The sequence below is a fragment of the Paracraurococcus lichenis genome, assembly GCF_030657435.1.
Classification (GTDB): Bacteria; Pseudomonadota; Alphaproteobacteria; order Acetobacterales; family Acetobacteraceae; genus Paracraurococcus; species Paracraurococcus lichenis.
On sequence record NZ_JAUTWS010000013.1, the window covers coordinates 89,790 to 102,848 of the forward strand.

12 protein-coding genes are annotated in these 13,059 nt (G+C 71.7%); 5 read left to right on the forward strand and 7 right to left on the reverse strand.

All coding sequences use genetic code 11. The annotated features are described in order from the left end of the window. The first annotated feature begins 4 nt into the window (after positions 1 to 4). Positions 5 to 790, forward strand: a complete 786-nt coding sequence (locus tag Q7A36_RS15365) for a response regulator (protein ID WP_305104597.1) — start codon at positions 5 to 7, stop codon at positions 788 to 790. On the opposite strand, the gene Q7A36_RS15370 is transcribed toward Q7A36_RS15365, so the two are convergent. Continuing rightward, entirely contained in the window at positions 787 to 2,175 is a 1,389-nt protein-coding gene (locus Q7A36_RS15370) for a NahK/ErcS family hybrid sensor histidine kinase/response regulator (RefSeq protein ID WP_305104598.1), read from the reverse strand. The two genes, Q7A36_RS15365 and Q7A36_RS15370, sit on opposite strands and share 4 nt — an antisense overlap. Next, the gene (locus Q7A36_RS15375) at positions 2,175 to 3,365 is read right to left on the reverse strand and encodes an FIST N-terminal domain-containing protein (protein WP_305104599.1); all 1,191 of its coding nucleotides are present in this window, start codon (positions 3,363 to 3,365) and stop codon (positions 2,175 to 2,177) included. The genes Q7A36_RS15370 and Q7A36_RS15375 overlap by 1 nt, the downstream gene beginning before the upstream one ends. A 250-nt stretch (positions 3,366 to 3,615) precedes the next feature. Between Q7A36_RS15375 and Q7A36_RS15380 the strand changes: the two genes are divergently transcribed. Both Q7A36_RS15380 and Q7A36_RS15385 read left to right on the forward strand, forming a co-directional pair. After that, positions 3,616 to 5,700: a 4Fe-4S binding protein gene (locus Q7A36_RS15380; protein ID WP_305104600.1), complete on the forward strand. Its 2,085-nt coding sequence runs from the start codon at positions 3,616 to 3,618 to the stop codon at positions 5,698 to 5,700. Then, positions 5,697 to 6,650: an FAD:protein FMN transferase gene (locus Q7A36_RS15385; RefSeq protein ID WP_305104601.1), complete on the forward strand. Its 954-nt coding sequence runs from the start codon at positions 5,697 to 5,699 to the stop codon at positions 6,648 to 6,650. The genes Q7A36_RS15380 and Q7A36_RS15385 overlap by 4 nt, the downstream gene beginning before the upstream one ends. A gap of 204 nt (positions 6,651 to 6,854) precedes the next feature. On the opposite strand, the gene pqqA is transcribed toward Q7A36_RS15385, so the two are convergent. The 3 genes from pqqA to katE all read right to left on the reverse strand — a co-directional run bounded on the left by pqqA (position 6,855) and on the right by katE (position 10,026). Beyond that, positions 6,855 to 7,004, reverse strand: coding sequence for a pyrroloquinoline quinone precursor peptide PqqA (gene pqqA / locus Q7A36_RS15390; RefSeq protein WP_305104602.1), 150 nt, complete (start codon positions 7,002 to 7,004; stop codon positions 6,855 to 6,857). Between the two features lie 18 nt (positions 7,005 to 7,022). Beyond that, on the reverse strand, positions 7,023 to 7,841 hold the full coding sequence (locus tag Q7A36_RS15395; RefSeq protein ID WP_305104603.1) for an ABC transporter permease: 819 nt from the start codon (positions 7,839 to 7,841) through the stop codon (positions 7,023 to 7,025). A gap of 64 nt (positions 7,842 to 7,905) precedes the next feature. Then, positions 7,906 to 10,026: a catalase gene (katE, locus tag Q7A36_RS15400; protein ID WP_305104604.1), complete on the reverse strand. Its 2,121-nt coding sequence runs from the start codon at positions 10,024 to 10,026 to the stop codon at positions 7,906 to 7,908. Between the two features lie 151 nt (positions 10,027 to 10,177). Here katE and Q7A36_RS15405 point away from each other — a divergent pair, with 151 nt between their 5' ends. Both Q7A36_RS15405 and purU read left to right on the forward strand, forming a co-directional pair. Continuing rightward, entirely contained in the window at positions 10,178 to 10,432 is a 255-nt protein-coding gene (locus tag Q7A36_RS15405; RefSeq protein WP_305104605.1) for a DUF3297 family protein, read from the forward strand. 16 nt (positions 10,433 to 10,448) lie between these two features. Next, positions 10,449 to 11,309 (forward strand): formyltetrahydrofolate deformylase, encoded by an 861-nt coding sequence (purU, locus tag Q7A36_RS15410; protein ID WP_305104606.1) that lies wholly within the window; start codon positions 10,449 to 10,451, stop codon positions 11,307 to 11,309. A 31-nt stretch (positions 11,310 to 11,340) separates the two neighbouring features. Here the strand turns inward: purU and Q7A36_RS15415 are convergent, their stop codons facing one another. Both Q7A36_RS15415 and Q7A36_RS15420 read right to left on the reverse strand, forming a co-directional pair. Next, complete coding sequence (locus Q7A36_RS15415) at positions 11,341 to 12,312, reverse strand: Bug family tripartite tricarboxylate transporter substrate binding protein (RefSeq protein ID WP_305104607.1); 972 nt, start codon at positions 12,310 to 12,312, stop codon at positions 11,341 to 11,343. A gap of 25 nt (positions 12,313 to 12,337) precedes the next feature. Continuing rightward, positions 12,338 to 13,054 (reverse strand): ribonuclease activity regulator RraA, encoded by a 717-nt coding sequence (locus tag Q7A36_RS15420; RefSeq protein WP_305104608.1) that lies wholly within the window; start codon positions 13,052 to 13,054, stop codon positions 12,338 to 12,340. Positions 13,055 to 13,059 lie beyond the last annotated feature (5 nt).

The window sequence follows — 13,059 nt, forward strand, 5'->3', positions numbered from 1 at the left end:
TGGGGTGGCGCCCCGCGCCGGCCGGCTTCCTGCGGGGGAGGCCGGCCTGGCGCGGGGCGACCCGTCCGGGTCGCCGGGCGCCATGCCCACCACCGCGCTGCCACTCACGGGGTCCGCCGCCATGGTCCAGATCCTGATCGTCGACGACCACCCGCTCTTCCGCGACGCGCTGCGCGGCGCCGTCGCCTCGGTGCTCGAGGGCGCCGAGGTGGAGGAGGCGGACGGGATCGATGCGGCCTGCCAGGCGCTGGAGCGGCAGCGCAACACCGACCTCATGCTGCTCGACCTCTCCATGCCGGGCGTCGCCGGCTTCGAGGGGCTGATCGCGCTGCGCAAGCGCTTCCCGCGCGTACCGGTCGCCATCGTCTCCGGCGTGGACGACCCGCTGGTGATGGAGGAGGCGATCCGGCTGGGCGCGGCCGGCTTCGTGCCGAAGACCATCGACAAGCCGCTGCTGACCCAGGCGCTGCAGACCATCCTGAACGGCGAGATCTACCTGCCGCCGACCACGCCGGTGCCCGCCAGGCGCGGGGGCCGGGAGGATGGGCTGGCCGCGCGCCTCGCCGAGTTGACGCCGCAGCAGCTTCGCGTGCTGCAGATGATCCGCCAGGGCCTGCTCAACAAGCAGATCGCGCATGAGTTGAAGATCGGCGAGACCACCGTGAAGGCGCATGTCTCCGAGGTGCTGCGCAAGCTGAAGGTGGTCAGCCGCACCCAGGCGGTGATCGAGACGGCGAAGCTGGACCTCGCCGCGCTGATCGCGCGGAGCAACCGGAGCGAGGGGAGCTAGCCGCTCTCGGCCATGGCCGGGGCCGCCGAGAGCAGGTGCACCAGCAGGGCGCGCAGCGCGGCCGGGCGCACCGGCTTGCGCAGCATCTCGCAGCCCGCGGCGCGGGCGGCGGCGGCCACCGCCTCCGAATGGTCGGCGCTGACGACGATGGCCGGCAGCGCCGCGCGGAAGTCGCGCCGCAGCCGCGCGATCAGCGAGAGGCCATCCACGCCGTCGTCGAGGTGGTAGTCGGTGATGACGATGTCCGGCCGCCGCTCGAGCTGCGGCGCCAGGCGCTGCAGCTCGTCCCGGCTGCGCACGGGCAGCACGTGGCAGTCCCAGCGGTCGAGCAACTGGGTCATGGCCGTCAGCGTCGGCTCGTCGTTCTCGATCAGCACCAGCAGCGTGCCGGCGATGCCGCCCGGCGCGCGGCTGCCGGCACGGTCCGGGCCCGGCTCGGGCGCCGCGGGCAGGCCGGCGGCGAGCGGCAGGCGCAGGCGGAAGACCGAGCCGACGCCGACCTTGGAGCGGAACTCCAACCCGTGGCCGAGCGTGCGCAATTGCCGCCGCACGATGGCGAGGCCGAGGCCGAGCGCGACATCCTCCTCCTCGGTCAGGGCGCCGCGGTGGAATTCCTCGAAGATCAGCTCGTATTCGCGCTCCGGGATGCCGATGCCGGTATCGGCCACCTGGATGACGCAGTCCTCCCCCTGCCGGCGGACGCCGAGATGCACGCCGCCGCGGCGCGTGTAGCGCACCGCATTGGACAGCAGGTTCTGCAGGATGCGCTGCAGCATGACGGGGTCGCTGCGCACCGTCACCGGCGTTGGCCGCAGGCGCAGCCGCAGGCCCTTGCGCTCGGCCGCCGGGCGGAAGGTAGAGTCGAGCGCGGCGAGGCAGCCGTCGAGCGGGAACTCCTGCACGCTCGGCCGCACCAGGCCGGCATCGAGCTTGGAGATGTCGAGCAGCGCGCGGATCAGGTCCTCGATGGTCTGCAGCGACCGCTCGACCCGCACGGCGACGCGGCGCGCCTCCGCCTCCGCCTGCAGGTCCACCAGCGTCGACATGAAGAGCCGCGCGGCGTTCAGCGGCTGCAGCAGGTCGTGGCTGGCGGCCGCCAGGAAGCGCGTCTTCGACAGGTTGGCGCGCTCAGCCTCCTCCTTCGCCGCCGCCAGCGCGGCATTGGTGCGCTCCAGGCTGCGCAGCGCCTCGGTCAGTTCCTGGGTGCGGCTGCGGACCTGCGCCTCCAGGCCGATGGCGGTCTGGAACAGGGAGAAGGCGCTGCCCTGGCGGTCGATGGAGCGCTCCACGCGGTCGATCAGGACGGCGTTGATGCGCTCGAGCTTGGCGATGCGCTGCTCCAGCGCCTGGCGGCTCTCCTTCGGGCGGCCCTCGCGCACCGCCATCACTGCGGCCTGGAACGGCCGATCGCCACGCCGGTGAAGGTCTGGTTCAGGTGCATGCCGCCGTATTGCTCGCCATAGGTGAAGAAGCCGGTCACGTTGTGGCGGCGGTAAAGCTCCTCCACCCGCGGCCGGATCCGCCGGCGCGTGGCGTCCAGGCGGCGCAGCACGCAATCGAAGCCGATGACCAGGTCCAGCCCGCCCAGCGCCCGGTCGATCCGGTCCAGTTCGGCCTCGGCCGAGCGGATCAGGTCGCGCGGCCGGGCGACGGTCAGCACCACGCCGTCGTCGATGGCGCAGAAGAAGGAGAGCGAGCCATCCGCATTCACCCGCTGAATGGAGCGGCAGTAGTAGTTGCCGCCGATCCGCACCACCACGGGGTGGGAGGCGAAGCGCATCGGCGTCAGGTCGCGGGTGCTGGCGCCGACGGCGGCGGCATATTCCTGCGCCGCCGGCTCGGCATTCAGCTCGTGCACGATGCGCAGTTCCGGATCGCACCGGGTGACCACCAGCTTGCGGTCGGTGGGCGAGAAATTGTCGTTGCGGAAGACCTCGACGGGATACTCGGTCTCGACCAGCACCAGCACCGCGGCGTCGCGCCAGGCCTGCCCGCCATGGAGCTGCGCGGTGCTGCCGAAGCTGAGGCCATCGCCGGCCGAGCCGCCGACCAGCGGGATGCCGTCCAGCGCCATGGCGACGGCGGAGACGCACATCTCCTCCTTGTAGGACATGCCGTCGATGAAGATCAGGCCGAAGCGGTGGCCGGCGGCCTCGGGCCGGTCGCCGCAGCGGCGCTCGAGGCAGGTGCGCAGCCGGCGCGCCGCGGCCGCGCCGCTCTCGACCGTCAGGTTGCGGAGGTCGGGGATGACATCGGTCACCACGCGGAAGCCGGCGCGCGGCAGGGCGAGCGCGACCACGGTGTCGGCGGCGATGCCGTCCGGCGTGATCTCCCCCGCCGTGCTGCAGCCGGCGACCGGCAGGCCGGGAAAGGCCGCCGCCAGGCCCCGCGCCAGGGCATCGGCATCGATACAGGGGGCGAAGAACACCAGCAGTTGCGAGTACAGCGCGGGGTCGATGCGGCCGACGAGATCCGCCACGGCGCCTTCCGCCGTTCCGGCCGAGCTCCAGGCGGTCAGCACGCCGGTGGCGTGCATCCTGGCCTTGGTCCGCTCGTCCGGGCGAAGTCTGCGCAAAGCCGTTTCCCCGCCGGTTGTCGTTCCGGTTACATCCCTTGAAGCATTATGCGGGACGGGGCGGGCCGCCGCAACGGAAGGCCGAGGCGGCGCGGCTGCCCCGCGCGGTTTCTACTACAGTCCTATTCCGCACCTGCCGCTTCACGGTGAAGCTGGCGGAAGCGGCGCCTGCCCAGGCATGCAAGGGGCCCATGCAGAGGGCCCATGCACAGGACCGATGCATGGGGCGCGCGGGGGGAACGCGACGATCGTGCCGAGACTGCTGGCCCGCGGCCTGATCCTGCTCGTCCTCCTCCTGCCCCATGCTCCCCGCGCCGGCACCCTGGACCGGGCGGCGATGGAGCGGCTCTTCCCCGCGCCGCTGGTGGTAGGGGAGAAGGAGGCCTCGCCGCCGGTCTGGCCGATCTTCAGGACGGCGATGACCAGCCCGGAGCTGGTCGCCTATGCCTTCGAATCCGCCGATCTGGCGCCGATCCCGGGCTTCTCCGGCGTGCCGCCCAACCTGCTGGTCGCGCTCGGGCCGGATGGCAGCTATCTCGATGTCCGCGTCCTCTCGCATCACGAGCCGGTCTTCCTGGAGGGGCTGGGCGAGGAGCCGCTGCACCGCTTCGTCGCGCAATATGCCGGGCTCGGCCTGCGGCAATCGGTGAAGGTCGGCAGCGCCACGACCGGCGCCTCGCGCGGCGGCTCGGCCGCCGCCACGATCGACGGCGTCGCCAAGGCGACCGCCTCCGTCCGCATCATCAATGAGAGCGTGCTGGCCGCCGCGCTGGCGGTGGCGCGCGCGAAGCTGGGCTTCGCGGCGGGGCGGGACCCGGGCCTGCGCGTCACGCCGCGCGAGGATGCCTTCGAGCCGCTGCCCTGGCCGGAACTGCTGCGCCGCGGCCTGGTGCGGCGCGTCGCGCCGAGCAATGCGGAGGTCGAGCGCGGCTTCGCCGGCACCAGCGTGGCCGGGATGGACGCGGCGGCGCTGGCGGCGCCCGAGGCGGCCTTCGCGGAGATCCACATCGCCTACCTGAACACGCCGGTGACGGGCCGCAACCTGCTGGGCGAGGCGGGGTGGCGCGCGCTGCAGCGCGACCTCGAGGGCGGGCACCATGCCATCCTGCTGCTCTCCTCCGGCCGCTGGGATGCGCTGGGCGAGGATTTCGTCCGCGGCGCGGTGCCGGACCGCGTCGCGCTGATCCAGGATGGCCTCCCGATCGGGCTGCGCGACATCGGCCTGGAGCGGATCGCGCTGCCGCCGGGCGCGCCCGAGGGCCGCGCCACCATCCTGCGCATCGGCGCCCAGGCCGGGCTCGACCCCTCGCAGCCCTGGGCGCTGGAGTTGAAGGTGACGCGCGAGCGCGGGCAGATCTTCCCGGAGCGGGTGAGCCAGGTGCTGGCGGCAGCCTACGAGCCGCAGCCCGGCCTCTTCCTGCGGGAGGCGCCGGATGCGGCCGGCGGCTGGCGGGCGCTGGCCGCGGAGCGCGCGGCGGAGCTCGGCCTGCTGGCCGCGGCGCTGGCGCTGCTGCTGGTGGCGCTGGCCCGGCAGCGATGGCTGACCGCGAGCCCGCGCGGCTTCGCGCTGTTCCGCGCGGGGTTCCTGCTCTTCACCCTCGGCGTCATCGGCTGGCAGGCGCAGGCGCAGCTTTCCGTCGTGACCCTGGCCGGCCTGGTGCGCGCGGCGGCGGGCACCGGCGACCTCAGCTTCCTGCTCTACGACCCGGCCTCCTTGCTGCTCTGGGGCGTCACCCTGGCGACGCTGGTGGCCTGGGGCCGCGGCACCTTCTGCGGCTGGCTCTGCCCCTTCGGCGCGCTGCAGGAACTGGCGCGGCAGGCCGCGGCGCCGCTGCGGCTGCGGCAGGTCCGGGTGCCGCCGCGCTGGGATGCGCGGCTGCGCCGGGTGAAATACCTGGCACTCGCCCTGGTGCTGGGCAGCGCGCTGCTGCCCGCGCCCTGGGCCGAGGCGGCGGCGGAGCTGGAGCCCTTCAAGACCGCCATCACCCTCGGCTTCGACCGGTCCTGGCCCTTCGTGCTCTATGCCGGCGGCCTGGTCGTGGCGAACCTCGTCCTGCACAAGGCCTTCTGCCGCTGGCTCTGCCCGCTCGGCGCCGCGCTGGTCCTCGGCGGGAGGCTGCGGGTGCCGGACTGGCTGGCGCGGCGAGAGGCCTGCGGCAGCCCCTGCCAGCTCTGCCGCGTGCGCTGCGACTACGGCGCCATCCGGCGCGACGGCGGCATCGACTACGACGCCTGCTTCCAGTGCATGGACTGCGTGGTGATCCACAACGACCGGCGGCAATGCGTGCCGCTGGTGCTGGCCGACCGGCGCGCGGCGCGGGGGCGGGGAGCGTGAGGCGGCGGTCGCTCGGCCTCGCCGTGGGGCTGCTGGCCTGGCCGGCGCGGGCGGAGCGGGGATTGGTGGAGGCGCGTCGCCTCGGCCTCGCCTTCGGCACGACCTTCTCAATCCGCGCGCTGCATGCCGAGGCGCGGGTGCTGCAGGCGGCGCTGGACGCGGCGGTGGCGGAGTTGCGGAGCGTGCAGGCGGTGCTGAGCCTCTTCGACCCGGACAGCCAGCTCTCCCGCCTGAACAGGGAGGGCATGCTGCGCCGCCCCGACCCGGTGCTGCTGGCGGTGCTGGCAGAGGCGCGGGCGCTCTGGGCGGCGACGGCGGGCGCCTTCGACCCGACCATCCAGCCGCTCTGGCGGCTCTGGGCGGAAGCGAGCGCCCGGGGCGCGCGGCCCTCCGAGGCCGCGCTGGCCGAGGCGCGTGCCCTGGTGGATTTCGCGGCGGTCGAGGCGGATGCGGATGGCCTGCGCTTCCGGCGTGCCGGCATGGGGCTGACGCTGAACGGCATCGCCCAGGGCCATGCCGCCGACCGGGTGGCGGCGGTGCTGCGCGCGGCCGGCATCGCGGATGCGCTGGTGGATGCGGGGGAGTTCGCGGCGCTCGGCCGCCGCGGCGACAGCGCGCCCTGGCAGGTCGGCATCCGCGACCCGCGCCGGGGCACGGGCCTGGTCGGGTCGCCGGTCACGCTGGAAGGATGCCTCGCCGTCTCGGGCGACGACGAATGCGCCTTCACCGCCGACCGGTCGGAGCACCACATCCTCGATCCGCGGACCGGCCATTCGCCGCGCGACCTGGCGCTGCTGGCGGTGCGGGCGCCGCGCGCGGCACTGGCGGATGGGCTCTCGACCGCCGGCTTCGTGGTCGGGCCGGCGCGGGCGGAGGCCCTGGCGGCGCGCTTCGGCGCCTCGGTCGAGGCCTGGGTGACGAAGGACGGCGCGGTGCGGCGGCCGGGCTAGGGCGGAGCGGATCCAGGCCCCTGGCGGGTTCCGGGCAGTGTCCCGAACCCCTTCGGCGATCCGGTCCGGCGGCCGCCGCCTGCGGCCCCATAGCGGCCCGCATGGACGCTGGCCGCTATGGCGTGTTGCGTGGCGCGCAGCCGCCACGCCGGGTTCCCGTTGCAGCCCTGCCGCGATGGGAGCCCGGCAACCCTGCCTCTGGCCTCAGACGGTCGCGGAGGCGTAGGCGTTGATCTCGAGGCCGAGGCAGATCTCGGTGATGCGGGGCTTCTTCCAGGACATCCAGGTTTCCTCCGATCCGCGGCGGGATTGCCGCCGCCGCATCCTAGCGCCGATCGCTGCAACCGGCGCCATGATCTTTCGTCCGAGGTCTCAGGCGGCCGCCCGCCGCGCCAGCATGCCGCGCTGCGGGTCGTAGCCCAGCACCGCCGCCCCGCCGAAGACCAGCAGTGCGACCAGGACGGCGCTGAAGGAGACCGGATCGAACTTGCCGTAGAGCGCGAAGCGGATCAGCTCCACCGCATGGGTGAAGGGATTGGCCTGGCAGACATACCAGAGCGGCAGGCTGGCCTCCTGCACGCGCCAGAGCGGGTAGAGGGCGGAGGAGGCGAAGAACATCGGGAAGATCACGAAATTCATCACGCCTGCGAAATTCTCGAGCTGCTTGATCCAGGAGGACAGCAGCAGCCCGAGCGCGCCGAGCATCATCCCCGCCAGCACCAGCGCCGGCAGCACGGTGACGTAGCCGAGCAGGGGCGGCTCCACCTCCCAGATCCGGGCGACGGCGAGGAAGACATAGACCTGCGCGATGCCGACCAGCACCGCCGCCAGCAGCTTGCAGAAGAGCAGCCACCAGCGGGGCAGGGGGCTCGTCAGCAGCACGCGCATGCTGCCGACCTCCCGGTCATAGACCATGGAAAGGCTGCTCTGCATGCCCTGGAAGAGCAGCACCATGCCGGCGAGTCCGGGGACGATGTAGACCTCGTAGAGCACATAGGTCTCGTAGGGCGGGCTGATCGAGACGCCGAGGACGAAGCGGAAGCCGGCGGCGAAGATCGCCAGCCAGACCAGCGGCCGCACCAGCGCCGAGAAGAAGCGGCCGCGCTGGTGGACGAAGCGCAACCCCTCCCGCCGGACGATGCCGATGAGGCAGCGCAGCCAGGCGGCGGCGTTCAATGCATTGTCCTGCATGCGGAACCCTCCCCGGCGCAGTCTCGCGCGGCCGGGGAGGATGCGCCAGGGGACAAACCCTGGGTCAGACGGCCTGGACCTTCGCCTCGCGCGCCCAGTGGCGCACGCCGCGGCAGGCCGCGAGGAAGGCGGTGACGTCCTCCGCGCCCTTCAGCGCGACCATGCCGCCATCCGTCTCCGTCACGCCCGCCTTCTCGAAGAGCGGACGGGCCGCCTCGGAGAAGGCGATGAACTTGGCATGGGCAAAGGCGTCGCTGACGAAGTCCTTTGCCGTCGCCTCCCGCGCCAGCAGTGCCGCACCCTCGGCCGAGGGCAGCACCGCGACGGCGTCGTAGAGCACGGAGGGGCCGCCATTGACCTTCTGCTTGGCCGCGATGGTGTCGCCGTTGCTCAGGGTCACGCCGCCGACCTTCGGCGCGACCAGTTCGACCATCACGCCCTCCGCCTGCGCCGCGGTGCCGAGCGCACGGAGCAGGTTCGCATCCGTGCCGTCGGTCACCAGCACGCCGATCTTGCGGCCTTTCATATCCTTCGGCCCGTTCTTCAGGATGCTGAGGGCGGGCGAGGGCGGCAGGTTGCCGAGGACGGGCCGCGCCGCCGGCGCGGGCTCCGGCAGCGGCGCCAGCCCAAGCCCTTCCGCCACCATGCGCGCCAGCCCGTCATCGACATTGAGCAGATGCGAGACGACGCGGGCCCGGATGGCCGGCGTCTCGACCTTGCTCAGCTCGAAGACGAAGGCGTTCTTGATGTGGGTCTGCTCGACCGGCGTCTGGCTGAGGTAGAATTGCCGTGCCTGGCTGTAGTGGTCGGCGAAGAGCTCGGGGCGGATGCGGCGCTTCTCGCCCTGCTCCACGGCAGGATAGCTGCGATAGCCGCGTTCGCGCGATTCGCGCGGGCCGCCATGCGTCGGGCCCCAGGAATTGGGCTCGTAATTGGCGCGGCCGCCCGGGTTGCGCATGGCCATGTGGCCATCCTGCTGGAAATGCGCGACCGGCGATTTCGGCGCATTGATCGGGATATGCGTGAAGTTGGGGCTGCCGAGGCGCTTGAGCTGGGTGTCGAGGTAGGAGAAGTTCCGCCCCTGCAGCAGCGGGTCGTTGGTGAAGTCGATGCCCGGCACCACGTTCTGCGTGCAGAAGGCGACCTGCTCGGTCTCGGCGAAGAAGTTGTCGACGGTGCGGTCGAGGACGAGGCGCCCGACGCGGCGCACCGGCACCAGCTCCTCCGGGATGATCTTCGTCGCGTCCAGCACGTCGAAGTCGAAGCGGTCGGCGAAATCCTCGTCGAAGAGCTGCAGGCCGAGCTCCCATTCCGGGAAGTCGCCGGCCTGGATGGAATCCCAGAGGTCGCGGCGGTGGAAGTCCGGATCGGCGCCGTTGATCTTCAGCGCCTCGTTCCACACTATCGATTGCAGGCCGAGCTTCGGCTTCCAGTGGAACTTGACGAAGCTCGCCTTGCCCTCGGCATTAACCAGCCGGAAGGTGTGGACGCCGAAGCCCTCCATGAAGCGGAAGGAGCGGGGGATCGTCCGGTCCGACATGATCCACAGCAGCATGTGCGTGGATTCCGGCGTCAGCGAGACGAAGTCCCAGAAATTGTCATGCGCCGTCTGCGCCTGCGGGAAGCCGCGATCTGGCTCCTGCTTCGCGGCATGGACCATGTCTGGGAACTTGATGGCGTCCTGGATGAAGAAGACCGGGATGTTGTTCCCGACCAGGTCCCAGTTGCCCTCCTTTGTGTAGAACTTCACCGCGAAGCCGCGCACGTCGCGCGCGAGGTCGGGTGAGCCTTTGTTGCCCGCGACCGTCGAGAAGCGGACGAAGACCGGCGTCTTCTCCCCCTTGCGCTGGAAGAGGTCGGCCTGGGTGATGTCGGAGAGGCTCTCCGTCGTCTCGAAAAAGCCATGCGCGCCGAAGCCGCGGGCATGCACCACGCGCTCCGGGATGCGCTCATGGTCGAAATGGAAGATCTTCTCGCGGAAGTGGAAATCCTCGAGCAGCGAGGGGCCGCGCGGGCCGACCCGCAGCGTGTTCTGGTCGTCGGCGACCGGCACGCCCTGTTGCGTCGTCAGCACATGCACGCCGCCGCCGGCCACCTGATGGGTCTCGCCGCCCTGGCCGCGCAGGATCTCGGCATCGACGATGCGGGTGGGGGTGAGCGGGTCGGTCTTCGGCGTCTCGGCCATGCGGCATCTCCTCGGGCGGGCCGGGGCTGTCCCGGTCCGGTTCGGGGGGACAACGCGCCGGGAGGGTCGGCGTTGGTGGCCGGGGGATGACAATCGGGCGGCGGCTGGCTACCACCGGGCGCAATCCGCCCAGCCCGCATGAGTTGAGACCATGACCGATACCCCGCCCGACCGCCTCTCGACCGATCCCGGCAGCCCCTTCTTCAACCAGGAATTGCTGGAGCGCGGCGTCGGCATCCGGTTCAAGGGTGTCGAGAAGACCAATGTCGAGGAATACTGCGTCTCCGAGGGCTGGGTGCGCGTCTCGGTCGGCAAGACGCTGGACCGCCGCGGCAAGCCCATGACCATGAAGCTGCAGGGCGCGGTCGAGCCCTATTTCCGGGATCCCCCGGCGACCGAAGGCTGAGCGGGCCCGCCCGGCGATGCCCGCGACGCAGCATGTCCTGACGCTGTCCTGCCCCAACCGGCCGGGCATCGTCTCCGCCGTCTCCACCTTCCTCTTCGAGGCAGGCGCGAACATCGCCGAGGCGCAGCAATACGACGACCCGGAGACGACGCGCTTCTTCGCCCGCATCGTCTTCGACCACCCCGCGGGCGCGCCGGAGGAGGCGACGCTCCGCGCCGGCCTGCTGCTGATCGCCGAGCGCTTCGGGATGGCCTGGCAGTTGCGCAACCTCGCGGAGCGGCCGCGGGTGATGCTGCTGGTCAGCAAATTCGACCATTGCCTGGCCGACATCCTCTATCGCTGGCGCATCGGCGAGTTGCCGATGGCGCCGGCCGCCATCGTCTCCAACCATCCGCGCGAGACCTTCGCGCACCATGACTTCGAGGGCGTGCCCTTCCACCACCTGCCGGTCACGAAGACGACCAAGATGGAGCAGGAGGCGGCGATCTGGTCCCTGGTGCAGGAGACCGGGACGGAGATCGTCGTCCTCGCCCGCTACATGCAGGTGCTCTCGGACGGGCTGGCGGCGAAGCTCGCCGGGCGCTGCATCAATATCCACCACTCCTTCCTGCCGGGCTTCAAGGGCGCGCGGCCCTACCACCAGGCGCATGCCCGCGGCGTGAAGCTGATCGGCGCCACGGCGCATTTCGTGACCGCCGACCTGGACGAGGGCCCGATCATCGAGCAGGACGTGGAGCGCGTGACGCACCGCGACAGCCCCGACGACCTGGTGCGCAATGGGCGGGACATCGAGCGGCGGGTGCTGTCCCGCGCGCTGCGCTGGGTGCTGGAGAGCCGGGTGATCCTGAACGGCTCGAAGACGGTGGTGTTCAGCTAGGCGGGCGATCGGCGTCGGCCCGCCCAGACATCTAATCCGGGGTGATGTTGCCGTCCTTCACCACGCGCGACCAGCGGGCGATCTCGGCCTGCTGGAAGGCGGCGAATTCCTCGGGGCTGTTCGCCACCACCTCGAAGCCGATCTCCGCCATGCGCGCCGCGACCTGTGGCTCCCGCAGCGCGCCCGCGACCGCGGCATGGATGCGGCGCAGCAACGGCTCCGGCAGGCCGGCCGGGCCGCCGAAGCCCTGCCAGGAATAGACGACGAAGTCGGCGAGCCCCGCCTCCGCCGCGGTCGGCACCTCCGGCAGCAGCGGATTGCGCGCCTCCGAGGTGATCAGGATCGGCCGCACCCGCCCGTCCTGGATCTGCGCAATGATGGAGCCGAGGTTCTGGAAGGACATCTGCGTGTCGCCGGCGATCAGGCTGGTCGTCGCCGGGGCGCCGCCGGTATAGGGCACATGGGTGATGTCGGTGCCGGTCGCCAGCTTGAACATCTCGGCCGTCAGATGGTCCGAGGATCCGACGCCGCTGCTGGAGTAGGAGGCCTTGCCCCGTTGCGCCTTCAGCCAGGCGACGAAGCCCTTGAGGTCGGTCGCCGGCACAAGCTGCGGATGCACCACCAGGACATTCGGCGTGCGCACGGTCTGGGTGATGCGGGCAAGCTGCGTCCGCGGGTCGTAGCCGAGGTTCGGCCGCAGCGCGACATTGATCGCCCAGGTGCTGATCGGCGCATGCAGCAGCGTGGCGCCGTCGGCCGGTGACCGGATGACCTGCCGCGCCCCGACCTCGCCGGTCGCGCCGGGGCGGTTCTCCACGACGAAGGGCCGGCCGGATGTCTGCTGCAGGCTCTGCGCGATGGCGCGCGCGACGATGTCGGAGGAGGAGCCGGCGGCGAAGGGCACCAGGATGGTGACGGGGCGGCTCGGCCAGTCCTCCTGCGCGCGGGCGCGGAGGGCGGGCGCCGCGAGCAGCGCGGCGCCGAGCAGGATGCGACGGTTCATGGGCGTTTCCTCCGGTCGGTCCGCTTCAGCGGTTCTTCGTCTTCCGCCAGGCCGCGAACTCGTCGAGGTTCTTCGGGTCGGTCGCGGGGTAGAGGCCGCGGATGCTGCGCCCCTCCGCCACCTTCTCGGCCACGAAATCCTCGTAGGCCGTCATCTCCCGGGCCTCGGACGCGATTTCATCGGCCAGGTGCGCGGGGATGACGATGACGCCGTCGCAGTCGCCGACCAGAACGTCGCCCGGGAAGACCGGCGCATCGCCGCAGGCGATCGGCTCGTTGATGCCGATCGCCTGGTTGAGCGTCAGGTTGGTCGGCGCCGAGGGGCGCTGGTGGAAGGCGGGGATGCCGAGGGCGGCGATCTCCGCCGAATCCCGGAAGCCGCCATCGGTCACCACGCCGGCTGCGCCGCGCGCCTTCAGCCGCCCGACCAGGATGGCGCCGGCGGAGGCGGCGCGGGCGTCCTTGCGGCTGTCGAAGACCAGCACCGCGCCGGCCGGGCATTCCTCGATCGCCTTGCGCTGCGGGTGCTCCGGGTTGCGGAAGACCTCGAGGGTATTGAGATCCTCCCGCGCCGGGATGTAGCGGACCGTCACGGCCTCGCCGACCATGCTCTCGGTCGGCTGGTGCAGCGGCAGCACGCCCTGGATCATCTGCGTGCGGAAGCCGCGTTTGTAGAGCGCGGTGGCGAGCGTCGCGGTGCTGACCCGCCTGAGCGTCTCGCGGGTCTCGTTGCTGAGCGGCATGAGGG

Coding starts and splice junctions, on each gene's coding strand:
- Q7A36_RS15370 (WP_305104598.1), bottom strand. CDS start 2,175: ATGGCGGTGCGCGAGGGCCGCCCGAAGGAGAGCCGCCAGGCGCTGGAG.
- pqqA (WP_305104602.1), bottom strand. CDS start 7,004: ATGGCGCCGGTTGCAGCGATCGGCGCTAGGATGCGGCGGCGGCAATCC.
- Q7A36_RS15395 (WP_305104603.1), bottom strand. CDS start 7,841: ATGCAGGACAATGCATTGAACGCCGCCGCCTGGCTGCGCTGCCTCATC.
- katE (WP_305104604.1), bottom strand. CDS start 10,026: ATGGCCGAGACGCCGAAGACCGACCCGCTCACCCCCACCCGCATCGTC.
- Q7A36_RS15405 (WP_305104605.1), top strand. CDS start 10,178: ATGACCGATACCCCGCCCGACCGCCTCTCGACCGATCCCGGCAGCCCC.
- purU (WP_305104606.1), top strand. CDS start 10,449: ATGCCCGCGACGCAGCATGTCCTGACGCTGTCCTGCCCCAACCGGCCG.
- Q7A36_RS15415 (WP_305104607.1), bottom strand. CDS start 12,312: ATGAACCGTCGCATCCTGCTCGGCGCCGCGCTGCTCGCGGCGCCCGCC.
- Q7A36_RS15420 (WP_305104608.1), bottom strand. CDS start 13,054: ATGCCGCTCAGCAACGAGACCCGCGAGACGCTCAGGCGGGTCAGCACC.